At 58.6% G+C, this 23,467-nt stretch carries 22 protein-coding genes and 1 tRNA gene; 19 read left to right on the forward strand and 4 right to left on the reverse strand.

Features of this window, described 5'->3' with window-relative positions:
* Positions 1 to 6: 6 nt before the first annotated feature.
* The 14 genes from pilW (at position 7) to ACO1VH_RS08145 (ending at position 14,545) form a co-directional block, all read left to right on the forward strand.
* Positions 7 to 786, forward strand: a complete 780-nt coding sequence (pilW, locus tag ACO1VH_RS08080) for a type IV pilus biogenesis/stability protein PilW (RefSeq protein WP_486243987.1) — start codon at positions 7 to 9, stop codon at positions 784 to 786.
* Entirely contained in the window at positions 779 to 1,738 is a 960-nt protein-coding gene (locus ACO1VH_RS08085; protein WP_486243988.1) for a helix-turn-helix domain-containing protein, read from the forward strand. The genes pilW and ACO1VH_RS08085 overlap by 8 nt, the downstream gene beginning before the upstream one ends.
* 2 nt (positions 1,739 to 1,740) lie before the next feature.
* Positions 1,741 to 3,024, forward strand: coding sequence for a flavodoxin-dependent (E)-4-hydroxy-3-methylbut-2-enyl-diphosphate synthase (ispG, locus tag ACO1VH_RS08090; protein WP_486243989.1), 1,284 nt, complete (start codon positions 1,741 to 1,743; stop codon positions 3,022 to 3,024).
* A gap of 44 nt (positions 3,025 to 3,068) precedes the next feature.
* Positions 3,069 to 4,415 carry a histidine--tRNA ligase gene (hisS, locus tag ACO1VH_RS08095; protein WP_486243990.1) on the forward strand — a complete coding sequence of 449 codons (1,347 nt, stop codon included), beginning with the start codon at positions 3,069 to 3,071 and terminating at the stop codon, positions 4,413 to 4,415.
* A 14-nt stretch (positions 4,416 to 4,429) separates the two neighbouring features.
* Positions 4,430 to 5,080, forward strand: a complete 651-nt coding sequence (locus ACO1VH_RS08100) for a tetratricopeptide repeat protein (RefSeq protein ID WP_486243991.1) — start codon at positions 4,430 to 4,432, stop codon at positions 5,078 to 5,080.
* A gap of 45 nt (positions 5,081 to 5,125) precedes the next feature.
* Entirely contained in the window at positions 5,126 to 6,277 is a 1,152-nt protein-coding gene (bamB, locus tag ACO1VH_RS08105; protein ID WP_486243992.1) for an outer membrane protein assembly factor BamB, read from the forward strand.
* Positions 6,278 to 6,286: 9 nt separating this feature from the next.
* Positions 6,287 to 7,630, forward strand: a complete 1,344-nt coding sequence (der, locus tag ACO1VH_RS08110) for a ribosome biogenesis GTPase Der (RefSeq protein WP_486243993.1) — start codon at positions 6,287 to 6,289, stop codon at positions 7,628 to 7,630.
* 110 nt (positions 7,631 to 7,740) lie between these two features.
* The gene (hfq, locus tag ACO1VH_RS08115; protein WP_486243994.1) at positions 7,741 to 7,977 is read left to right on the forward strand and encodes an RNA chaperone Hfq; all 237 of its coding nucleotides are present in this window, start codon (positions 7,741 to 7,743) and stop codon (positions 7,975 to 7,977) included.
* Positions 7,978 to 8,012: 35 nt separating this feature from the next.
* Complete coding sequence (gene hflX / locus ACO1VH_RS08120; protein ID WP_486243995.1) at positions 8,013 to 9,131, forward strand: GTPase HflX; 1,119 nt, start codon at positions 8,013 to 8,015, stop codon at positions 9,129 to 9,131.
* Between the two features lie 52 nt (positions 9,132 to 9,183).
* Positions 9,184 to 10,497 (forward strand): FtsH protease activity modulator HflK, encoded by a 1,314-nt coding sequence (gene hflK / locus ACO1VH_RS08125; protein WP_486243996.1) that lies wholly within the window; start codon positions 9,184 to 9,186, stop codon positions 10,495 to 10,497.
* Entirely contained in the window at positions 10,497 to 11,375 is an 879-nt protein-coding gene (hflC, locus tag ACO1VH_RS08130) for a protease modulator HflC (protein ID WP_486243997.1), read from the forward strand. Before hflK ends, hflC begins: the two co-directional genes overlap by 1 nt.
* A 146-nt stretch (positions 11,376 to 11,521) precedes the next feature.
* Positions 11,522 to 12,676 carry an ATP phosphoribosyltransferase regulatory subunit gene (locus ACO1VH_RS08135; protein WP_486243998.1) on the forward strand — a complete coding sequence of 385 codons (1,155 nt, stop codon included), beginning with the start codon at positions 11,522 to 11,524 and terminating at the stop codon, positions 12,674 to 12,676.
* A 3-nt stretch (positions 12,677 to 12,679) separates the two neighbouring features.
* Positions 12,680 to 13,993, forward strand: coding sequence for an adenylosuccinate synthase (locus tag ACO1VH_RS08140; protein WP_486243999.1), 1,314 nt, complete (start codon positions 12,680 to 12,682; stop codon positions 13,991 to 13,993).
* 15 nt (positions 13,994 to 14,008) lie between these two features.
* Positions 14,009 to 14,545, forward strand: coding sequence for a phosphoribosyltransferase (locus tag ACO1VH_RS08145; protein ID WP_486244000.1), 537 nt, complete (start codon positions 14,009 to 14,011; stop codon positions 14,543 to 14,545).
* Positions 14,546 to 14,703: 158 nt separating this feature from the next.
* Here the strand turns inward: ACO1VH_RS08145 and ACO1VH_RS08150 are convergent.
* Positions 14,704 to 14,788 (reverse strand) — tRNA-Leu (locus ACO1VH_RS08150).
* 165 nt (positions 14,789 to 14,953) lie between these two features.
* Between ACO1VH_RS08150 and rnr the strand changes: the two genes are divergently transcribed.
* The 4 genes from rnr to ACO1VH_RS08170 all read left to right on the forward strand — a co-directional run bounded on the left by rnr (position 14,954) and on the right by ACO1VH_RS08170 (position 19,762).
* The gene (rnr, locus tag ACO1VH_RS08155) at positions 14,954 to 17,386 is read left to right on the forward strand and encodes a ribonuclease R (protein WP_486244001.1); all 2,433 of its coding nucleotides are present in this window, start codon (positions 14,954 to 14,956) and stop codon (positions 17,384 to 17,386) included.
* Positions 17,387 to 17,388: 2 nt separating this feature from the next.
* A complete protein-coding gene (rlmB, locus tag ACO1VH_RS08160; protein WP_486244002.1) occupies positions 17,389 to 18,123 on the forward strand; it encodes a 23S rRNA (guanosine(2251)-2'-O)-methyltransferase RlmB in 735 nt (244 codons plus the stop codon).
* Between the two features lie 155 nt (positions 18,124 to 18,278).
* Positions 18,279 to 19,025: a serine O-acetyltransferase gene (cysE, locus tag ACO1VH_RS08165; protein WP_486244003.1), complete on the forward strand. Its 747-nt coding sequence runs from the start codon at positions 18,279 to 18,281 to the stop codon at positions 19,023 to 19,025.
* A 38-nt stretch (positions 19,026 to 19,063) separates the two neighbouring features.
* Positions 19,064 to 19,762, forward strand: a complete 699-nt coding sequence (locus ACO1VH_RS08170; RefSeq protein ID WP_486244004.1) for a YceH family protein — start codon at positions 19,064 to 19,066, stop codon at positions 19,760 to 19,762.
* A 69-nt stretch (positions 19,763 to 19,831) separates the two neighbouring features.
* Here ACO1VH_RS08170 and ACO1VH_RS08175 read toward each other — a convergent pair whose 3' ends face one another.
* The 3 genes from ACO1VH_RS08175 to ACO1VH_RS08185 are packed head-to-tail and all read right to left on the reverse strand — an operon-like array spanning position 19,832 to position 21,746.
* Positions 19,832 to 20,590 carry a UDP-2,3-diacylglucosamine diphosphatase gene (locus tag ACO1VH_RS08175; protein ID WP_486244005.1) on the reverse strand — a complete coding sequence of 253 codons (759 nt, stop codon included), beginning with the start codon at positions 20,588 to 20,590 and terminating at the stop codon, positions 19,832 to 19,834.
* A 49-nt stretch (positions 20,591 to 20,639) separates the two neighbouring features.
* Positions 20,640 to 21,128, reverse strand: coding sequence for a peptidylprolyl isomerase (locus ACO1VH_RS08180; protein ID WP_486244006.1), 489 nt, complete (start codon positions 21,126 to 21,128; stop codon positions 20,640 to 20,642).
* A 42-nt stretch (positions 21,129 to 21,170) separates the two neighbouring features.
* On the reverse strand, positions 21,171 to 21,746 hold the full coding sequence (locus ACO1VH_RS08185; protein ID WP_486244007.1) for a peptidylprolyl isomerase: 576 nt from the start codon (positions 21,744 to 21,746) through the stop codon (positions 21,171 to 21,173).
* Positions 21,747 to 22,077: 331 nt separating this feature from the next.
* On the opposite strand from ACO1VH_RS08185, the gene cysS reads away from it, so the two are divergent.
* Positions 22,078 to 23,466 carry a cysteine--tRNA ligase gene (gene cysS / locus ACO1VH_RS08190; RefSeq protein ID WP_486244008.1) on the forward strand — a complete coding sequence of 463 codons (1,389 nt, stop codon included), beginning with the start codon at positions 22,078 to 22,080 and terminating at the stop codon, positions 23,464 to 23,466.
* Position 23,467 lies beyond the last annotated feature (1 nt).

Consider the following 23,467-nt stretch of genomic DNA (forward strand, 5'->3'; position numbering starts at 1 on the left):
CGCTGTTTGGCCTGGGCGGCCACCGCTGCGCTTTCTGCCGTTTTGCTTGCAGGTTGCGCGACCAACCAGAATGCGGCATCCGCCGGCGACCAGACGGCCGACCAGGATCATGATGTGCAGCGTCGCGCCGGTATCCGGTTGCAACTGGCCGTCAGTTACTACCAGCAGAGGCAGTGGCAAACGGCGCTGGACGAGGCACGCCAGGCTATCCAGATCGATCCGACGCTGACCGATGCCTACACGATGGCGGCGTTGACCTATATGGAGCTGGGCGATGCGCGGCAAGCAGAAGAATATTTCCTGCGCGCGATGAAACTGTCGCCCAACGATCCGGACCTGAGCAACAACTACGGCTGGTTCCTGTGCCAGAACGGCCGTGCGCAGCAATCGATTCCATACTTCGAAGCGGCCGTGAAGAACAAGGCCTACCAGTCGCCGGCCAAGGCTTTGTCGAACGCAGGCAGCTGCAGTCTGCTGCTGAAGAATACGGCGGAAGCCGAACGTTATTTCAATGAAGCCTTCCATCGCGATCCGACCGATGTGAAAGCCAACGTCAATCTGGCGCGCATTAATCTGGCGCGCGGCGATTTGAAGAATGCGCAGTTCTATACCAATCGGCTGGTAAACGCGAACGTGCTGACGGCAGAAGTGTTGTGGCTGGCGATTCGCGTCGAGCACAAGTTGGGTAACCGTTCGACGGAAAACAGTCTGGGAACGCAATTGCGTCGTCGTTATCCGGATTCTCCGGAATTTGCCTCCTATCAGCGCGGAGTATTCAATGAGTGATGAAGTGAATGCAGTAGAGGAGAACCGCGAAGAACCGCAAGGGCAAGAGGAAATGTCGGCGCCGCGAGTATCTGCCGGCACGCAATTGGCTGCCTTGCGCGAAGCGCGCGGCTGGACGATCGAGCAGGTGGCAAGCCAGCTGAATCTGGCCAGCCGTCAGGTGCATGCGCTGGAAACCGATAACTACGCGGCCTTGCCGGGCATGGTCATCGTGCGCGGCTTTATCCGTTCCTATGCAAAGCTGTTGCGCGCCGATGCTGCACCTATTCTGGCGGCCATCGCCGACGAACAAAGTGAGCCGGTCGTGCTGCAGGACCGTGGGTCGCTTTCGGCAACGTTCTCCGAGGGCAAGATACCTTCCGCCAAATCGAACAACGCATCGTCGAAGATCCTGTTCGCGGTTCTGGCCGTGGTTGTCATTGCGGCGCTCGGTGTGTTTGCGCAGCGCATGGGCTGGATGTCGAAGACATCGAATCATGTGACGAGCGCGACGAATTCCGTGACGGCGGAAGAGCCGGCGACAGCTGCAGATGCTTCAGCGCCGACGGAAACGCCAGCACCTGTAGACACGATGTCGACTCCGGTTGTTGCAGCGAGCCAGCAAGTCGAAGCGGTGCAGTCGCAAACCGTGGCCGAAGAAAAGACGCAAACGACGTCTGCATCGCCGGTCGCGATGGAAACTGCGGTGGACAATGCAGCGCCGGTGGCGATCGACAGCAAGAATGCGCTGGTCTTCCAGGTGAAGGAAGATACCTGGGTGGAAATTCGCCGTGCGGATGACAGCATCCTGGTGTCGCGCCTGTTCAAGGCCGGCACGACCGAGGCTTTCGAGATCACCGGTCCGTCGTCGATGGTCATCGGCAATGCTGCGGGCGTCAGTGTCACGCTGCGCGGCAAGCCGCTCGATATATCGGGCAACAGCAGCAACGTTGCCCGCCTGAATGTGAAGTAATTATGTCCCAGCAACAGCAGATCGCTTCCGGCCCATTGGCCCGCCGTCGCAGTCGCACCGCGGTCGTGCGTGCCGGCGAGCGCGAAATCCGCATCGGCGGCGACGCGCCTGTCGTCGTGCAGTCGATGACGAACACCGATACGGCAGATGCGATCGGCACGGCGATCCAGATCAAGGAGCTGGCGCGTGCCGGTTCCGAAATGGTGCGTATCACGGTCAATACGCCGGAAGCGGCGGCGGCCGTGCCGTCGATCTGCGAACAGTTGGACAAGATGGACGTCGTTGTGCCGCTGGTCGGCGATTTTCATTACAACGGTCACAAGCTGTTGAGCGATTTTCCGGAGTGCGCAAAGCTGCTGGCCAAGTACCGAATCAATCCGGGCAACGTTGGTAAGGGCGCCAAGCGCGATACGCAATTCGCGCAGATGATCGAGATTGCCTGCCGCTACGACAAGCCGGTGCGTATCGGCGTCAACTGGGGCAGCCTGGATCAGGAACTGCTGGCGCGCATCATGGACGAGAATGCCGCACGCACAACGCCGTGGAGCGCGCAGGCCGTCATGTACGAAGCGCTGGTGACGTCCGCCATCGAGAATGCGCAGCGCGCCGAGGAAGTCGGAATGGCTGGCGACCGCATCATCCTGTCGTGCAAGGTGTCCGGCGTGCAGGACCTGATCGCGGTGTACCGCGAACTGGCGCGCCGCTGCGACTATCCGCTGCATCTCGGCCTGACCGAGGCCGGCATGGGCAGCAAGGGTATCGTCGCGTCGACGGCTGCGCTGTCGGTATTGCTGCAGGAAGGTATCGGCGACACGATCCGTATCTCGCTGACGCCGGAACCGGGTGGCGACCGTACGAAGGAAGTCATCGTTGCGCAGGAAATCCTGCAGACGATGGGCTTGCGCAAGTTCACGCCGATGGTGATCGCGTGTCCGGGCTGCGGCCGCACGACGTCGACCGTGTTTCAGGAACTGGCCGACGACATCCAGACCTTCCTGCGCGAGCAGATGCCGGTCTGGAAAAAGCAGTATCCAGGAGTGGAAGAGATGAACGTGGCCGTTATGGGCTGCATCGTCAACGGTCCCGGCGAATCCAAGCATGCGAACATCGGCATCAGTCTGCCGGGTACGGGCGAATCGCCGGCGGCGCCGGTATTCGTCGATGGCGAGAAAACTGTCACATTGCGCGGCGAGAATATCGCGCAAGAATTTCAGGATATCGTGCTGGATTACGTGAAGCGCCGCTACGGCAAAGAACAACAAGAGATCGTTTCGCAGACGGCCTGAGCAGTCAGGCCATATCAACGCGGCGGCAAGGCCGCAGAACACCAATGTCAGACAAGAAAACAGAAAAAATCGTCGGCGTGAAAGGGATGAACGACATCCTGCCGGCCGACGCTCCCTTGTGGGAGTTGTTCGAGAATACCGTCCATACGGTATTGAAAAGCTACGGCTTTCAGCAGATTCGCACCCCTATCGTCGAGCCGACGGCGTTGTTTGCGCGCGGTCTCGGCGCCGTCACCGATATCGTCGAGAAGGAAATGTATTCCTTCACCGATACGATGAATGGCGACGAACTGACGCTGCGCCCCGAATGCACGGCGGGTGTCGTCCGCTCCGTGCTGGAACACAATCTGACCTACGACAGCCCCAAGCGCCTGTGGTACGCAGGCCCGATGTTCCGCCATGAGCGTCCGCAGCGCGGCCGCTATCGTCAGTTCCACCAGATCGGCGCGGAAGCGATCGGCTTTGCCGGTCCGGACATCGATGCCGAACTGATCCTGATGTGCCAGCGCCTGTGGGACGATCTCGGCCTGCAGAATATACGCCTCGAATTGAATTCAATCGGCAATGCCGACGAGCGCAATCGCCATCGCGCCGATCTGATCGCCTATTTCGAAAAGCATCTCGACGTGCTGGATGAGGAAGCGAAGCGTCGCCTGCATTCGAATCCGTTGCGCATCCTGGATACCAAGAATCCGGCGATGCAGGAGATGGTCAATGCGGCGCCGAAGCTGCTCGACTATCTGGGCGACGAATCGCGCACGCATTTCGAAGGCGTACAGAAGATTCTGCGTCACAACAATATTCCGTTCACGATCAATCCGCGCCTGGTACGCGGCATGGATTACTACAATCGCACCGTATTCGAATGGGTAACCGATCAGCTCGGCTCGCAGGGCACCGTCTGCGGCGGCGGCCGCTACGATCCGCTGGTCGAAATGTTTGGCGGCAAGCCGACGCCGGCGTGCGGTTTTGCGATGGGTGTCGAACGCTTGCTGGAGCTGATGAAGGCCAACGGCGACCAGCTGACGCCGAACCAGTGCGACGTTTATGTCGTCCATCAGGGCGAAGAGGCGCAATTGCAGGCGACCGTCGTGGCGGAACGTTTGCGCGACGCCGGACTCGATGTCGTATTGCACTGTGCATCGGCAACCGGACTCGGCAGCTTCAAGTCGCAGATGAAACGGGCAGACGCCAGCGGTGCGGCCTATGCCATCATCATCGGCGAGGATGAAATCGCGAAAGGCGAGGCGGTCGTCAAGGAAATGCGCGGCGCGGAAACCGGCGGCAGCCAGTCGCATGTCGCTTTTGCGGCGATTCCGGACTATTTGGTCGATCAGATCGTCGGCGACGATCATGACCACGATCACGAGCACGTACACTATCACCACTAATTCTTCGGACCATCATGGCATACGATCACGCAGAACAGGAACAACTGGCCAGCCTCAAATCATGGTGGGGCCAGTACGGCAATCTCATTACCTGGGTAGTCATCATTGCCCTGGCTGCCTATGCGGGCTGGAACGGCTGGAATTACTATCAGCGCAACCAGTCGGCGCAGGCTGCGCATCTGTACGAAGAATTGCAGCAGGCTGCCGAAGCGCAGGACAAGGATAAAGTGCTGCGTGTGGCATCCGACGTGCAGGAGCGTTATACGAGCACGGCCTATGCACAGATGAGTGCGCTGGCTGCAGCCAAGATGGCCTTCGACAGCAGCGATTATCAGGCGGCAAAGACGCAATTGCAGTGGGTGATCGATCACGGTCGCGATGACGCATACAAGGCCATTGCCAAAGTACGTCTGGCCGGCATCCTGCTGGATGAGAAGGCGTATGAAGAAGGACTGAAAGTGCTGTCCGGCGATTTCCCGGCGCAGTTTGCCGGCGTGATGGAAGATCGCAAAGGCGACATTCTGGTGGCGCAGAACAAGCTGGATGAAGCGCGTGCGGCATACCAGTCTGCGATCGACAAGACCGACGCACGCAATCCCGGTCGCCAGCTGATGCAGATCAAACTCGATGCCATCGGCGGTTCGCCGGCCGACAAGGCAGCATAACGTTTCGATCCGAGAATATCCGAGAACAGAAGGAAGACAGATCAGATGCGCTTCACGTCAAAGATTCTTTGCACAGGGCTGTTGATTGCAACGGCCGGTTGTTCGTGGCTGAACCCGTTCGCCAGCAAGCCGTCGCCGCGTACGCAGCCGGCGCCGCTGGTCGAGTTCAAGTCGACGATGGATGTCCGTACCATCTGGACTGCTTCGGTTGGCAAGTCGGAAAAATACGTGTTTACGCCGGTCTCGGTCGGCAATTTCATTTTTGCCGCTTCTGAAAACGGCACGATTGTTAAGATCGAGGCCGATACGGGACGTACGGTCTGGCGCATCGATGCCGATACGAAGCTGACTGCCGGCGTCGGTAGCGATGGCGTGTCGGTCGTGGTGGCAGCGGAAAATGGCGCGATCCTCGCTTTCGATGCGGAAGACGGCAAGCAGCGCTGGAAGGCGAGGGCCAGCAGCGAAGTGTTGTCGGCGCCCGCGATCGGACAGAGCGTCGTCGTCGTGCGCAGCATGGATAATCGGATTACCGCTTTCGATGCTGATAATGGCAGCCGCAAGTGGACGGTGCAGCGTACGGCGCCTGCATTGACGTTGCGTACGTCGCCCGGCATTGCGATCGCCGGACCGAATGCCTACATCGGCTTGTCGGGAGGCCGGCTGTTGGCTGTCGCTCTCGCAACCGGTGCGCCGCGTTGGGAAGTCGCTGTCGGGGATCCGCGCGGAGTGACCGAGCTGGAGCGCATCGCCGATATTTCCGGTACGCCGCTGGTGGCTGGCCGCGATGTCTGCGCAGTCGCCTATCAGGGGCGCGTAGCCTGTTTCGATTCTGCCAGCGGTACGCCGCGCTGGGCTGCACCACTGTCGAGCGACGTCGGCGTTGCGGCAGACAATCGCTTTGTCTATGCGGCCGACGAAGAGGGTACCGTGGTGGCGATTTCGCGTCTGGGCGGTGGCATCCTGTGGCGCAACAACAAGTTGAAGAATCGTCGACTTTCGACGCCGATCGCATCCGGTCGTGCAGTGGCAGTCGGCGATTATCAGGGATATGTGCATTTCCTTTCCAAGGACGATGGCAACTTCCTGGCACGCGTTGCCACCGATGGCAGCGCGATCATGAGCGTGCCGCTGTCAGTTCGGGGCAATCTCGTTTTCCAAACTCAATCAGGAACCGTGGCTGCTCTGGCGGCCGAGTAACACTATTCAATGAAGCCGGTTATCGCACTTGTCGGCCGACCCAATGTCGGTAAATCCACACTGTTCAACCGGCTGACGCGCTCGCGCGATGCCTTGGTTGCCGATCTGCCCGGGCTGACGCGCGACCGCCACTACGGTGAAGGACGCATCGGCGAACGGCCTTTCCTGGTGATCGATACCGGCGGTTTCGAGCCTGTTGCCAAGAACGGCATCATGCATGAAATGGCCAAGCAGACGAAGCAGGCGGTGGCCGAAGCGGATGCAGTGATCTTCATCGTCGATGGACGTCAGGGGCTGACGCCGCATGACAAGACCATCACGGATTTCCTGCGCAAGTCTGGCCGCCCGGTAATGCTGGTGGTCAACAAGGCCGAGGGCATGAAATACACGACGGTCACTGCCGATTTCTACGAACTCGGCCTGGGCGATCCCTACGTGATTTCGGCCGCGCATGGCGACGGCGTGCACGATCTGGTGGAAGAATCGCTGAATCTGGCGATAGAGCAGCGACCGTCGGAGGAAGAGGAGCCGCCGTCACTAGCCAAGCATATTCGTCTGGCCATCGTCGGACGCCCGAACGTCGGCAAATCGACGCTGGTCAATACGCTGCTGGGTGAGGACCGCGTGATCGCCTTCGACATGCCGGGCACGACGCGCGATTCGATCGAGATCCCGTTCGAGCGCGACGGACGACATTACACGCTGATCGATACTGCCGGCATCCGTCGCCGCGGCAAGGTGTTCGAGGCGATCGAGAAGTTTTCGGTCGTGAAGACGCTGCAATCGATATCCGAGGCGAACGTCGTCTTGCTGCTGCTGGATGCGCAGCAGGATATCTCCGAGCAGGACGCACATATCGCCGGCTTCATTCTGGAATCGGGCCGGGCGCTTGTGATCGGCGTCAATAAGTGGGATGGCCTGACGAGCGACCGACGCGACGAAATCAAGATGGATCTGGAGCGCAAGCTGAATTTCCTGTCGTTTGCCAAGACGCATTTCATCTCGGCGCTGAATTCGACCGGTATCGGGCCGATGATGAAATCGGTGGATGCGGCTTATGCGGCAGCCATGTCGAACCTGTCCACGCCGAAGCTGACGCGCGCGCTGATCGAGGCGGTCGAGCATCAGCAACCGCGCCGCAAGGGATCGATTCGGCCCAAACTGCGCTATGCACACCAGGGCGGCATGAATCCGCCGGTCGTCGTCGTCCATGGCAACGCGGTAGAAGCCATCGATGCCAATTACAAACGATTCCTCGAAAAGCATTTCCGAGAAACTTTTTCACTGGTCGGGACTCCACTACGTATCGAGTTTCGTACCGGGAAGAATCCGTTCAAACGGTCCGAAAAATAGCGTAATTTGGCGAAAATACGCGAAATCGATTACATTCCCACTGAGTAGAGGCACTTGAAAACAGGAAAGATGTCTCAACCTCCTTATCACAACAACACAATGGAGCTGTTATGACCAATAAAGGGCAACTTTTACAAGACCCGTTCCTCAATGCCTTGCGCAAGGAACATGTTCCTGTTTCGATCTATCTCGTCAATGGCATCAAACTGCAGGGACATATCGAATCGTTCGATCAGTATGTCGTCCTGCTGCGTAACACCGTGACGCAAATGGTGTACAAACATGCAATTTCGACCGTTGTTCCTGCACGTGCCGTCAATCTGAACGTCGATTCCGACGTTGAGTAAGCGCAGCATTTTTACCCTGCCGGTGCGGTACTGATATGCGTGCTGTACTGGTAGGCGTCGATTTCGGCAAAGGCGATTTTGCCGCAAGCCTCGAAGAACTTTCCCTGTTGTCCAGATCGGCCGGTGCCGATCCGGTCGTCATCGTCACGGGCAAGCGTTCCGCTCCGGATGCCGCCCTGTTCGTCGGCTCCGGCAAGGCGGACGAGATCGGCGATGCGATTGCCGACAACGGCCTCGACATCGTCATTTTCAACCACGCCCTGTCTCCGGCGCAGCAGCGCAATCTTGAACGCCACCTGAAGGTGCGCGTGGTGGACCGCACCAGCCTGATCCTGGACATCTTTGCGCAGCGCGCACAAAGCCACGAGGGCAAGGTGCAGGTCGAACTGGCGCAATTGCAGCATCTGTCCACGCGCCTGGTGCGCGGCTGGACCCACCTTGAGCGCCAGAAGGGCGGCATCGGCCTGCGTGGTCCCGGTGAAACGCAGCTGGAAACCGACCGCCGTTTGCTTGGCGAACGCGTCAAGATGCTGCGCTCCAAACTGGAAAAGCTGCAGAAGCAGCGCGCCACGCAACGCCGTGCGCGCGGGCGCAACAATGCGTTTTCCGTGTCGCTGGTGGGATATACCAACGCCGGCAAATCCACCTTGTTCAACGCCTTGGCTAAGGCGCGGACGCTGGCGGCGGACCAGTTGTTTGCCACGCTGGATACGACGTCGCGCCGCATCTATCTTGGCGAGGCGGGCAGTGTCGTCATTTCGGACACAGTCGGCTTCATCCGCGAGCTTCCCCACCAGCTGGTGGCGGCCTTCCGCGCCACGCTGGAAGAAACCATTCATGCTGATTTGCTGCTGCATGTGGTCGATGCCGCCAGCCCGGCGCGCATGGAGCAGATCGAGCAGGTCAACATGGTTTTGCAGGAAATCGGCGCCGATAAAATTCCGCAAATTCTCGTCTGGAACAAGATCGATGCAGCAGGGCTGGAACCTGCTTTGGAGCGTGATGAATATGATAAAATCCGACGGGTTTTTGTCAGTGCCCAGACTGGAAGCGGATTGGATCTATTGCGAGAAGCGATAGCCGAATGCGCAAAAGCGCGCGCCGCTAGCCTAGAAGATGCATCGCTTGTCGCATCGGACGATGTAAATGCGTAATGTAATTGACTTGGCAATCCACCCCTTACTTTTCAGCCCGGACCGCGAACGCATGCTTGCTTCCCTTAAAAAAAGACTTGGTGTGAAGTTTTCTCTCAACGATCCCCGCTGGGGACGTGGTTCGCAGGATGACAAGAACCAGAACGGTCGGCGGCCGAATGACGGCCCGCCGGATCTGGATCAGCTTTGGCGCGATTTCAACCAGCGCCTGGGCGGTCTGTTCGGCAATCGCAAAACAGGCGGCGGAGGCAACGGCAACGATGCCGGCGGCGGCGAAGGATTCACGCCGGATATGCGAGGAGCAGGAATCGGCGCGGCGGTGATCGCGGCGATTGTCGCTTTCCTGTGGCTGGTCAGCGGCTTCTTCATCGTGCAGGAAGGCCAGACGGGTGTCGTCATGACCTTCGGCAAATACAGCCACATGACGCAATCCGGCTTCAACTGGCGCTGGCCGACTCCGATCCAGAGTCATGAAATCGTCAATGTCTCGCAAATCCGTACCGTCGAAGTCGGCTATCGCGGCAATGTGAAGAACAAGCAGCCGCAGGAATCGCTGATGCTGACGGAAGACGAGAACATCATCGACATCCAGTTCGCAGTCCAATACACGTTGAAGAATGCATCCGACTGGATATTCAACAATCGCGAGCAGGACGAAATGGTCAAGCAGGTGGCGGAAACGGCGATTCGCGAAGTCGTCGGCCGCAGCAAGATGGATTTCGTCCTGTACGAAGGTCGTGAAAAGGTTGCTTTCGATACCAGCACATTGATGCAGCAGATCGTCGATCGCTACAAGGCCGGCGTACAGATCACCAATGTGACGATGCAGGCGGTGCAACCGCCGGAGCAGGTGCAGGCGGCATTCGACGATGCGGTCAAGGCAGGCCAGGATCGCGAACGCCAGAAGAACGAAGGCCAGGCCTATGCGAACGATGTGATCCCGCGTGCACGCGGTGCGGCTTCGCGCCTGCTGGAAGAGTCGGAAGCATATCGTTCGAGCGTCATCGCGAATGCGGAAGGTGAGGCGTCTCGCTTCAAGCAGATCAATGCGGAATACCAGAAGGCGCCGGCCGTGACGCGCGATCGCATGTATCTGGACACGATGCAGAAGATTTTCGCCAGTACGACCAAAGTCATGGTGGATGCGAAAGGCAGCAACAACCTGATTTATCTGCCGCTGGACAAACTGATCTCGCAGTCGGCGCAGCCGCAAGGCGCAACGCCGTCGACGGGCACGGCATCGCAATCGCATGCCACATCGTCATCGATCATACGAAACGATCAATCAACACTGGAGATGCAATTGCAACAGGATCCGCGCTTGCGCGGCGATGATCGTAGTTCCCGTGAAAGGGAGGTGCGCTGATGAATCGCCTGTTTTCCTATCTGATTGCGCTGGCCATTGCGCTGGTGCTGCTGTTCTCCACGATGTTCGTGGTGGACCAGCGACAGTATGCGATTGTGTTTGCTCTGGGTGAAGTCAAGAGCGTCATCAAGGAACCGGGGCTGCACTTCAAGTTGCCGCCGCCGTTCCAGAACGTCATTTTTCTCGATAAGCGCATCCTGACGCTGGATACGCCGGATGCCGATCGCTTCATCACGGCAGAGAAGAAGAACATTCTTGTCGATGCTTTCGTCAAATGGCGCATCGTCGATCCTCGCCTGTATTTCGTCAGTTTCGGCGGCGACGAGCGTAGTGCGCAGAATCGCATGAACCAGATCGTCAAGGCTTCGCTGAACGAGGAAATTACCAAACGTACCGTGCGCGAAGTGATTTCCGGCGAGCGCAGCAAGGTGATGGATGGCATCCAGAAGAAGGTGTCGGAGGAAGCCAAACAGATCGGCGTCGAGATTGTCGACGTGCGCCTGAAGCGTGTAGATTACGTTGAACAGATCAACAATTCCGTTTTCGATCGGATGAAATCCGAACGTGCACGCGTGGCGAATGAATTGCGTTCGCTTGGCGCTGCCGAATCCGAAAAGATTCGTGCTGATGCCGATCGTCAGCGTACGGTGATCCTGGCGGAGGCCTATCGCGATGCGGAACGTATTCGCGGTGATGGCGATGCACAGGCTTCGCGTATCTATGCACAGGCATTCGGTCAGAATCCGGAGTTCTACAAGTTCTATCGCAGCCTCGAAGCCTATCGTGCCAGCTTCAAGACGCGTAACGATACGCTGGTCATCGACCCGAGTTCCGAATTCTTCAAGTATTTCAAGAGTGAGGGCGGCAAGAAGAATTGATGCCCGTTGTATGAGCATGTGGGGAAAAAGGCGCGGCCTTTTTCCCGTGCGGCAGGAGTCTGCCGCTAGCCGGTGGATCGGCGTTATGCCGATGAACCCGGCTTTTGCCTTTTTTGTTTCTTTCCTGAGTTATTTCGTTTCCCGTCATGCCTAACTGGCTGTTACCCGAAAATATCGCCGACGTCCTGCCGTCCGAAGCGCGCAAGATCGAAGAGCTGCGTCGAGCGATCATCGACAATTTCCATCTGTACGGCTATGAGCTCGTCATGCCGCCGATGCTGGAATATCTGGATTCGCTGCTGGCGGGAGCCGGGCATGACGTGGAATTGCGCACGTTCAAGCTGGTAGACCAGTTGTCGGGCCGTACGCTTGGCATTCGTGCCGACATGACGACGCAGGTGGCGCGCATCGACGCGCATCTGCTGAATCGGCCTTCGATTACGCGTTTGTGCTATTCCGGCAGCGTGCTGCATACGCGCCCAAGCGGCCTGCATGCGACGCGCGAACCATTGCAGATCGGTGCCGAGATATACGGTCACGCGGGCCTGGAGGCCGACGCCGAAATTCAGGAACTGGCGCTAGCTTCGCTGGCGCTGGCGGGCGTCAAGCATGTCCGCATGGACTTGTGCCATGTCGGCATCCTGCGCGCGATTCTGGAAAACGATGCGGACGCACGCAAGGACGAGGCTTTGCTGTATGCCTGTCTGCGTGCCAAGGACGTGCCGGAACTGGAGAAGATCACGGCGAATTATGCGGATGATACGCGGCGCGCATTGCTGGCATTGCCTGGACTGTACGGTGATGCATCGGTTCTGGCGCGCGCGCGCGAAGTGCTGCCTGAATTGCCGGGCATCACGCGGGCGTTGAATGAGCTGGAATCGTTGTCGAAGCTGGCGGGTGGGGCGAACGTCATCACGATCGATTTGGCCGATCTCGGCGGTTATCAGTATGAAAGCGGTGTGATGTTTGCGATCTACGTCGACGGCCTGCCGAACGCGGTAGCGCGCGGCGGCCGTTACGATCACGTGGGCGAAGCGTTCGGCCGTGCGCGGCCGGCAACCGGGTTTTCGATGGATTTGCGTGAGCTGGCGCGATTGCTGCCTGCCGCGGCACCCAAGCGCGCCATTCGCGCACCGTGGGGGCGCGACGCGAAGCTGCATGAAACCATTGCGTCGCTGCGCAAATCGGGCGAGGTGGTGATACACAGCCTGTCCGGCGACGAAAACGATCAGGACGAATTCGAGTGCGATCGCGCACTGGTCTTCGAGAATGGCAACTGGATTATCAAAAATTTAGGTTAAGTGATGTCTACAAAAAACATGGCAAAGAACGTCGTAGTTGTCGGCACCCAGTGGGGCGACGAAGGCAAGGGCAAGATCGTCGATTGGCTGACCGACCATTCGCAAGGCGTGGTGCGCTTTCAGGGCGGCCACAATGCCGGCCATACGCTGGTGATCGGCGGTCACAAGACGGCGTTGCAATTGATCCCGTCGGGCATCATGCGCGAAGGCGTGGCCTGCTACATCGGCAACGGCGTCGTGCTGTCCGTGCCTGATCTGCTGCGTGAAATCGACAAGCTGCAGGCGATCGGCGTCGAAGTGCCGTCGCGACTGAAGGTTTCGGAAGCCTGCCCGATCATCCTGCCGTATCACGTGGCACTGGACGTGGCGCGCGAAGTGGCACGCGGCGAGAACAAGATCGGCACTACCGGCAAGGGTATCGGCCCGGCCTATGAAGACAAGGTCGCGCGCCGCGCAATTCGTGTGGCCGACTTGCTCAACGAAAAGCGTTTTGCCGAGAAGCTGTTGGAAAATCTCGACTATCACAATTTCGTGCTGACGCATTATCTGAAGGTGCAGGCGATCGACTATCAAAAGACGCTCGACGATGCGCTGGCCGACGTGCCGCGCCTGAAACCGATGGTGGGCGATGTGTCGAGCGAGCTGTATGCGGCATTCAACAACGGTTCCAACCTGCTGTTCGAAGGCGCGCAAGGCAGCCTGCTGGACGTCGATCATGGTACCTATCCGTATGTCACGTCGAGCAACTGCGTGGCCGGTAATGCCGCAACCGGTGCCGGCGTCGGCCCCGACATGCTGCACTATGTACTGGGCATCACCAAGGCATACACGACGCGTGTCGGCTCCGGCCCGTTCCCGTCGGAACTGCCGACGGATCAAGGCATCGGCAAGCATCTGGCTACCGTCGGCCACGAATTCGGTACGGTGACCGGCCGTGCGCGCCGCTGCGGCTGGTTCGACGCTGCATTGCTGCGCCGTTCGGTGCAGATCAATGGCGTGACTGGCATGTGCTTCACCAAGCTCGATGTGCTGGACGGTTTGGAATCGTTGCACATCTGCACCGGCTACAAACTGCATGGCAAACAGGTCGATATCTTCCCTGTCGGTGCCGAGGATGCCGCAGCATGCGAACCGATCTACGAGGAAATGCCGGGTTGGAAGGAAAGCACGGTCGGCGCCAAGTCGATGGACGTGCTGCCGGCCAATGCACGTGCCTACATCAAGCGCATCGAAGAACTGGTGGGCGTGCCGATCGACATGGTTTCGACCGGTCCCGATCGTGAAGAAACGATCGTTCTGCGTCATCCATTCAAATAATCGACGGGTGATGTAATGCGTGATGCGTGTGAACCGGCTTCCTCTGATCTCTGGGTTGACTGGGACGCGTATCACGATGCCATCGAGCGGCTGGCGCTGCTCGTTCACGAATCAGGATGGGCATTTGACCAGGTGCTATGTCTGGCGCGCGGCGGTTTGCGGCTGGGCGATATCTTTTCGCGCATTTTCGATGTGCCGCTTGCGATCCTGTCGACGAGTTCCTACCGTGCGGATGCGGGCAGGGCGCAGGGGCAACTGGATATCGCCGCGCATATCACGATGACCAAGGGCACGCTGGGTGGCAAGGTCTTGCTGATCGACGATCTGGTGGATTCGGGCGTGACGCTGGAGCAGGTGCAGCGTCATCTGGCAGAGCGTTTTCCCGCCGTGAGCGAGATCAGAACGGCAGTCATCTGGTACAAGGCATGTTCTTCGGTCAAGCCGGATTTTTATCTCGACTACCTGGCCGACAATCCATGGATACATCAGCCGTTCGAGCAATATGACGATTTGCGGCCGCATCAACTGGCGGCGCGCAGAAAAGGTTCGTAATCAAATCGAGCGCAAATCGAGCGATTGCGCGACCAGGACACAAGTACACAATACGCCGCAGTGAAGTGCACAAGCAAGAAGAGAGTACAAGAGGGCACGAATGTGCCGGCAGAAAAGAAAAAACCCGTTGACGAATCAACGGGTTTCTCTTTGTGACCTGGTGCCCACGGAGGGACTCGAACCCCCACACCTCGCGGCACATGGACCTGAACCATGCGCGTCTACCAATTCCGCCACGTGGGCCTGCTGCTGTACTGCTGCAGAAAGACCGCCATTATATAGGGATTACGGAGGCTGTCAACACCCATTGCCAGATAATTTGTCGGATCACCGACTTGTCATGCAAACATCCACATGCTCCGTTACACTCGCTTCGTTCAATCAAATTTTAGTCAGTAGAAAGCGCTTTTGAGCCAATACACATATACCATCCCGAGCCGGGAAGAAATCCTCGGCATTCTTCGCACGGCGGCCACTTCCCATGATGCCGATTCGCTTGCTGCGGCGCTGGGCGTCAAGCCCGACGAAATGGAAGGATTCACGCGTCGCCTGAATGCGATGGAGCGCGACGGACAGATCAAGCCGGACCGCGCTGGTAATTATCAACTTGCACATTCGTCGCACTTCATCGAAGGCCGTGTCAGCGGTCATCGCGACGGTTTCGGTTTCCTGATTCCCGACGACGCCAGTTCGGATATCTTTCTGCCGGAAAAAGAGATGCAGAAAGTGTTGCACGGCGATCGCGTGCAGGTGCGCATCGTCGGCACCGATCGGCGCGGCCGTCCGGAAGGATCAATCGTCGAAGTGGTCGAACGCGCCAACACGCATGTCATCGGTCGTCTGCTGAACGAAAATGGCGTCTGGATCGTCGCGCCGGAAGACAAGCGCATCGGTCAGGACATCCTGTTGGCCGGATCGCCTGGCAAGGCGAAGGCAGCGCAGGTGGTCAGCGTTGAATTGATCGAACAGCCGTCGCGTTTCAGCCAGCCGGTCGGCCGCATTGTCGAGGTGCTCGGGGATATCGACGATCCGGGCATGGAAATCGAAATTGCCGTACGCAAATACGGTGTGCCGCACGAGTTTTCCGAAGAGGCGAAGAAAGCGGCATCCAAACTGCCGAGCGAGGTCCGTGCAGCGGATCTGAACGAGCGTGTCGATCTGCGCGATGTGCCGCTGGTGACGATCGACGGCGAAGATGCGCGTGACTTCGACGATGCCGTCTACTGCGAGCCGTGCAAGATCGGCCGCGCTTCCGGCTTTCGCTTGATCGTTGCAATTGCCGACGTCAGCCATTACGTGAAGCCTGGTGAGCCGTTGGATGTGGATGCGCTGGAGCGTAGTACGTCGGTGTATTTCCCGCGCCGCGTGATTCCGATGCTGCCGGAAAAGCTGTCGAACGGTTTGTGTTCGCTGAATCCCGATGTGGACCGCCTGACGCTGGTGTGCGATGCCGTCATTACCGCGAAGGGTGAGATCAAGGCCTATCAGTTCTATCCTGCCGTCATTCATTCAGCTGCACGTCTGACTTATACCGAAGTTGCCGCGATTCTCGGCAATACGAAAGGTATCGAGGCCTCGCGCAAGCAGGCGCTGGTGCCGCATCTGTTGCATCTGTACGGCGTCTATCAGGCATTGCTGCAGGCTCGTCATGCGCGCGGCGCCATCGATTTCGAGACGACCGAAACGTATATCGTCTGCAACGAGGTTGGCAAGATCGAACAGATCGTCCCACGTACGCGCAACGAAGCACACAAGCTGATCGAAGAATGCATGCTGGCGGCGAACGTTTGCGCAGCCGATTTGCTGGAGCGGCACAAGCATCCGAGCCTGTATCGCGTGCATGCGCTGCCGACGACGGAAAAGCTGAATCAGGTGCGCACCTTCCTGAAACAGGTTGGATTGAATCTGGGCGGCGGCGACAAGCCGGCAGCGGCGGACTATGCCGAATTGATGACGAAGATCAAGACGCGGCCGGATGCCTTGCTGCTGCAGACGATGCTGCTGCGCTCGATGCAGCAGGCGGTCTACAGTCCCGACAACATCGGCCATTTCGGCTTGTCCTATGCGGCATACGCGCATTTCACCAGCCCGATCCGCCGTTATCCGGATCTGCTGACGCATCGCGCAATCAAGGCGATCCTGCACGGCAAGCGCTACACGCCGAAGAGCATCGACACCAGCCAGCTCAATACCATGCTGTCGCCGGCAGCACGCAAGAAGAACGCGCAGGACAAGGCGGAAGGCAGGCAGAAGGCGAAAGCGGAAGGCGATCTGGCTATCTGGGAAGCACTGGGGATTCATTGCTCGGCAAACGAGCGCAGGGCCGATGAAGCTTCGCGCGATGTCGAGGCATGGCTGAAGTGCTACTTCATTCGCGACAAACTGGGCGAAGAGTTCACCGGTACGATTTCCGGCGTGGCGGCATTCGGCATTTTCGTGCAGCTCGATGCGTTGTACATCGAAGGCATGGTGCATGTCACCGAACTGGGGGCAGACCATTTCAAATTCGACGAAGCACGGCACGAGTTGCGCGGCGAGCGTACGGGTATTCGGTATCAGCTGACGGATCGCGTGACGGTGCAGGTCAGTCGTGTCGACCTGGATGCGCGCAAGATCGATCTGCGACTGGTCAATGAACCGGGAATTCGTACGGTATTGAAAAACGAGGCGCGACGCGCAGAAGTCGAGCAGGGCGTCCGCGCAGCCAAGCCGAAGAAATCGGCCAAGGCGGCTCCGCCCAAACCGGCTTCCGCGAAAAAAGCCAAGGCGCAGCCCAAGCGTGCAGCGCCGCCACGCAAGCAGCGCGCTGCCGCTTCCCGATCAGGCAAGAAGAAACGATAACAATGAAAAGCAAGATGATTTTCGGCTTCCATGCCGTGACGGCGCGTCTGCGCCACGATGCCTCGTCGATCGAGGAAATCTATATCGACGCGGAACGCCGCGATCCGCGCATGAAGGAATTGATCCGCGCGATCCAGACAGCCGGCGTACGCATGATCCAGGCAGACGACGCCCGCCTGAATGCCATCGTCGGCACGCGCCGCCACCAAGGGGTGGTGGCGAAGGCTGGCCAGTTGTCTTTGGCACGCAATCTGGACGAATTGCTGGACGGCATTGAAGGACCGCCGTTGCTGCTCGTGCTGGACGGCGTGACCGATCCGCACAACCTCGGCGCCTGCCTGCGCGTGGCGGACGGCGCCGGCGCGCATGCCGTGATTGCACCCAAGGATCGCGCCGTCGGCCTGAACGCGACGGCGGCCAAGGTCGCCAGCGGCGCTGCCGATACGATGCCGTACATCACGGTGACGAATCTGGCGCGCACGCTGCGTGAACTGAAAGAGCGCGACATTCTGCTGGTCGGCACTACCGACGATGCGGAGAAAAACCTCTATCAGGCAGACTTTTCCGGTCCGGCGGCACTGGTCATGGGTTCGGAAGGCGAAGGCATGCGCCGTCTGACACGCGAAACCTGCGACGTGCTGGTCGGCATCCCGATGTTCGGCTCGGTCGAAAGCCTCAACGTTTCCGTTGCTTCCGGCGTCTGTCTGTACGAAGCGCGCCGCCAACGGATCGTCTGACGACATTCAGCCGTTCCTGTCGCCGACGTCCCTGTGCGGCGGCATTCATGATCGGCCATTACAGGCTAAACTTGCGTATTGCGCATTTTTTCATGCGCAATACGCATAATCATTAAAGTCCTGCATCCTACGCATTTTTCAGCATTCCGAAATCCATGTTCAGCCGTATCCGAGAAGACATCGCCAACATCATGACGCGTGATCCCGCCGCGCGTAGCGCGTGGGAGGTCATTACCTGCTATCCGGGTTTTCACGCCATCGTCATGCATCGCTGGGCGCATTGGTTCTGGAAGCGTGATTGCAAATGGCTGGGCCGTTTCACGTCGCATATTTCGCGCGGCCTGACCGGCATCGAAATCCATCCGGGCGCGACGATCGGGCGTCGCGTCTTCATCGATCACGGTTTCGGCGTGGTGATCGGCGAGACGGCCGAAGTCGGTGACGATTGCACGATCTACCAAGGCGTAACCCTGGGCGGCACGTCGCTGAGCAAGGGCGCCAAGCGTCATCCGACGCTGGCGAACGGTGTCATCATCGGCGCCGGCGCGCAGGTACTGGGTGCGTTCACGGTCGGCGAGGGCGCCAAGGTCGGCTCGAATGCGGTTGTCGTCAAGGAAGTGCCGGCAGGTGCGACGGCGGTTGGCAATCCGGCACGCATCATTTTGAAGGAAACCAATGCGCGCGATGAAACGGCTGCACGCATGTTTGCTGCCTACGGCGTGACGCCGAATGGCGACGATCCGCTGTCCAAGGCCTTGCACGGCCTGATCGACAATGCAGCGACACAGGAACATCAGATCGAGAAAATCCTCGCCGCGTTGAAATGTGCAGGCATCGATTGCGAAACGCTGCAGTCGACCGAAAAATTCGATGCAGAACAGTTGAACAAGCTCGTCGAATAAGTACGGCAAGTGACAATCTGCGACAACCAGACGAAATAATGAGTAGTGAAGAAACACAGCCGATCGTCGCAACGCCGGTCGAAGGACAGGACTTGTTCGATGCGCATGAGCTGCGCGTACTGGCAGTACTGGCGGAAAAAGAAGCGCTGATACCGGACAACTATCCGTTGTCGTTGAATGCACTGGTCAATGGCTGCAACCAGTTGTCCAGCCGCGAGCCGGTGATGGCACTGAGCGAGAATGATGTGCAGCAGGCCTTGCAGCGATTGATGCAGGAGCGCTTCGTTGCCGAAGTCAATCAGTCGGGAGCACGTGTTCCCAAGTACGAACATCGGCTGCGGATCAAGTGGGCGCTGGAACAGGACAAACTGGCCGTGCTGGTCATCCTGATGCTGCGCGGCCCGCAAACGGCAGGAGAGATACGTGCTCGCTGTGGCCGTCTGCAGGAGTTTGCGTCGTTGGCAGACGTCGAAGCCTGCCTGCAGTTCCTGATCGATAAGTATCCGCCGTTGGTGGCGAAGCTATCGCGCGCGCCGGGTTCGAAGGAGGCGCGCTATGTGCAACTGCTGTCGGGAGAGGTCGATCCATCGACGATCGCTTCCGGTGGTGCCGATGTTGCTGCACCGGTGTCGCGAAATGACCGCATTGCTGAGTTGGAGCATGAGGTCGCTGCGCTGAAGGCAGAAGTTGCTGCGCTGACCGAGCAATTCGGAAGATTTCGCGCGCAGTTCGAGTAGTCTGCCGCCAAGCCGCTGCCAGTTGCGCAAACCGTCAGCGGTGCAAGTCAGCGGCGTAAATATCCCGGTTCAGTTTTCGATTTCGCCGCCATGCAGGTCGTGGCGGCGTATCGTTCCATGGTTGTCGATCGATAGCCAGTCGCCGCGCGGCGCACCATGATCCAGATCCCAGTCCGAAAGTACGTAGCGTAGACGTGCGGCATCGTCGACTTGATGCTGGTGTACAGCCGGCCTGTGTGTGTGGCCGTGGATCATGACCGTCGCTTCAGTACGTTCGAACAGGTCGGCTATGGCCTTGTCGTTGACGTCGGTGATTGCATAGGACTTGCCTATTTGCGCTTCCCGGCTGCCGGCACGTAACTCTTCCGCGATTTTCTTGCGTTGCGCGAGCGGCAGTGCAAGGAAGTTCTTCTGCCATTCCGGCTGGCGCACCTGTTCCCGGAACTGCATGTAGGCGGTATCGTCGGTACACCACGCATCGCCATGCGTCAGCACGAGAGAGCGGCCAGAAATCGTGGTGACGACTGGGTCGTCCAGCAAGGTCATGCCGGCGGCCTGTGCGAAGCGCTCGCCGACGAGAAAGTCGCGATTGCCTGCCATCCAGAAAACGTTGGTTCCCTGTTCGCTCAGAAAGCGGATGGCGTCCGCCATGAGGCGGTGGCAAGGATCGTCGATATCGTCGTCGCCGACCCATGCTTCGAAGATGTCGCCCAGCAGATAGAGTTGCGCGGCGCGCGGCGCCTGCTCCTGCAGGAAGGAAAGGAATGCCTGCATGGTGCGTGGCATGTCTTGCTGCAGATGCAGGTCGGAAACGAAAAGCGCAGCCATTTCCGGCTGCGCTCGTCTTGATGCCTGAACGGTCATCGTGCCGCCGTCATCAGACAGCTTCGGCTTTCTCGATCACGACGTCTTCAACCGGCACGTCGGCATGCATGCCGGCACGCGTGGTCTTGACCGAACGGATCTTGTCGACGATGTCGGTGCCGTCGGTGACTTTGCCGAACACGCAGTAGCCCCAACCGTCTTGGCCTGGATAGTCAAGGAAGCTGTTGTTGTTGACGTTGATGAAGAATTGCGCGGTTGCCGAGTGCGGTGCCGAAGTGCGCGCCATCGCGATTGTGTAGTGATCGTTTTTCAGGCCGTTCTTGGCTTCATTCTCGACCGGTTCGTTGGTCGGCTTCTGTTTCATGCCCGGCTCGAAGCCGCCACCCTGAATCATGAAACCGTCGATCACGCGATGGAAGATCGTACCGTCGTAGTGGCCTGCATTGACGTAGGCGAGGAAGTTTTCCACCGTCTTCGGTGCTTTCTCGGCGTCGAGTTCGATGGTGATCTTGCCGTGGTTGGTGGTGAGGATGACAGCCATGGATATTCCTTCTTATGGGTTGATATGAATGTATGACAGAGATTACCGGACGACGGTGGCGGATTCAATGACGACCGGTGTGGTCGGTACGTTCTGGAAGTAGCCGCGGTTGCTGGTAGGAACCTGTTTGATCTTGTCGACGACTTCCGTTCCTTTAACGACCTTGCCGAAGACGGCGTAACCCCAGCCGTCCTGGCCAGGATAGTTGAGGAAATCGTTGTTCTTCGTGTTGATGAAGAATTGTGCAGCGGCCGAATTCGGTTCGCTGGTACGCGCCATTGCGATCGTATAGACGTCATTGCGCAGGCCGTTCTTCGCTTCATTCGGAATCGGCGCACGCGTCGGTTTTTCGCGCATATCCTTGTCGAAGCCGCCGCCCTGGATCATGAAATTGCCGATTACGCGATGGAAGATCGTGCCGTTGTATTGGCCGCTCTCTACATATTGCAGAAAGTTGGCGACCGATTTTGGCGCCTTGTCGGCATTCAATTCCAGTTCGATATCGCCCATGCTGGTTTTCAGCAGCACGCGAGGAGCTGCGGCATAAGCTGGAAGAAACGCGATCGACAGCGACAATGCGGCTGCAAAACCCAGAAGCCGGCGGCGGAGTGGTTGCATGCGGTTTTCCTGTTCAAGACGGATTGAAAAAAATGTCATGCCCGGGCGGCAGAGCGCGGTTGCGATAACAGTCCTGCTGGCATATCATGCCGTCCCTTTGCGACATCCTTGTTGTGCGTGGCAAAGAGACGAAGGAGCGTCTGCAGCAATCGATAAGCCGGCTTGAGCCGTTTTCATCAATGCTATACTGCCGCGAAAACGTGCATTTTATCAAAAGAAGTATGACCAAGTGTCTGGCGTGACCGCCGCGCCATCTGACGAAATGCCGTTGCGGATGCGAGCGGTAAACGCATCCAGCCAGCGGTACATTCCTGACCGACACACGATATCCATGAGTTTGCTGAAGATCTACAACACGCTGGCGCGCGAGAAGCAGCCGTTTACGCCGATCGAGCCGGGCAAGGTGCGCATGTACGTTTGCGGCATGACCGTCTACGACTACTGTCATATCGGGCATGCGCGCGTGATGGTGGTGTTCGATCTGGTGCAGCGCTGGCTGCGCACTTCAGGTTACGACGTCACTTACGTGCGCAACATCACGGATATCGACGACAAGATCATCAAGCGGGCAGCGGAAAACGGCGAATCGATTTCGCAACTGACGCAGCGCTTCATCGATGCGATGGACGAAGATGCGGCCGCGCTCGGCGTGCAGAAACCGGATCAGGAACCTCGTGCCACTGCTTACGTACCGCAGATGCTGGGATTGATCGAGGCACTGGAACGAAATGGCCTGGCTTATCGTTCCGACGACGGCGACGTCAATTTCGCCGTGCGCCACTTTGCCGGTTACGGCAAGTTGTCCGGCAAGTCGCTGGACGATCTGCGCGCCGGCGAGCGCGTTGACGTGAATACAGGCAAGCACGATCCGCTGGACTTCGTGCTGTGGAAGGCATCGAAGGCATCCGAGCCCGACGAAGTGAAGTGGCAATCGAAGTGGGGCAGCGGCCGCCCCGGCTGGCATATCGAGTGCTCGGCAATGTCCTGCGAGCTGCTGGGCGAGCATTTCGACATCCATGGCGGCGGCGCCGATCTGCAATTTCCGCATCACGAGAACGAGATTGCACAATCCGAAGGCGCGACCGGCAAAACTTTCGTCAATTACTGGATGCACAACGGCTTCGTGCGCGTCGACAACGAAAAGATGTCGAAATCGCTGGGCAACTTCTTCACGATCCGTGAAGTGCTGGCGAAATTCGACGCCGAGGTCGTGCGCTTCTTCATCCTGCGCGCGCACTATCGCAGCCAGCTGAATTATTCGGATGCGCATCTGGACGATGCGCGCAATGCGCTGACCCGCATGTATACGGCATTGAAGGATGTCGCACCGGATGGCTTGCCGCTGGACATGACGGAAGCGCATGCGGTGCGTTTTGCCGAGGCGATGAACGACGATTTCAATACGCCGCTGGCCGTTGCCGTGCTGTTCGAGCTGACGAATGAAGTCAACAAGACAAAATCTCCGGTACTGGCGCGCCAATTGGTCGGTCTCGCTGGTATAGTCGGTCTCCTGCAGCGCACACCGCAGGAATTCCTGCATGCCGGCCTGGCCAACGATGGCGATCTGGAAACATTCGTGACCGAGCAGATCGCCGCCCGCATCGATGCCAAGAAGGCAAGGAATTTTGCAGAAGCGGATCGCATTCGCGCAGTTCTGCTGGAAAAGGGCATCGTTCTGGAAGACAAGCCGGGTGGTTTGACCGAATGGCGAAAGGCATAAG

The sequence above is a fragment of the Oxalicibacterium sp. genome, from assembly GCF_057353965.1.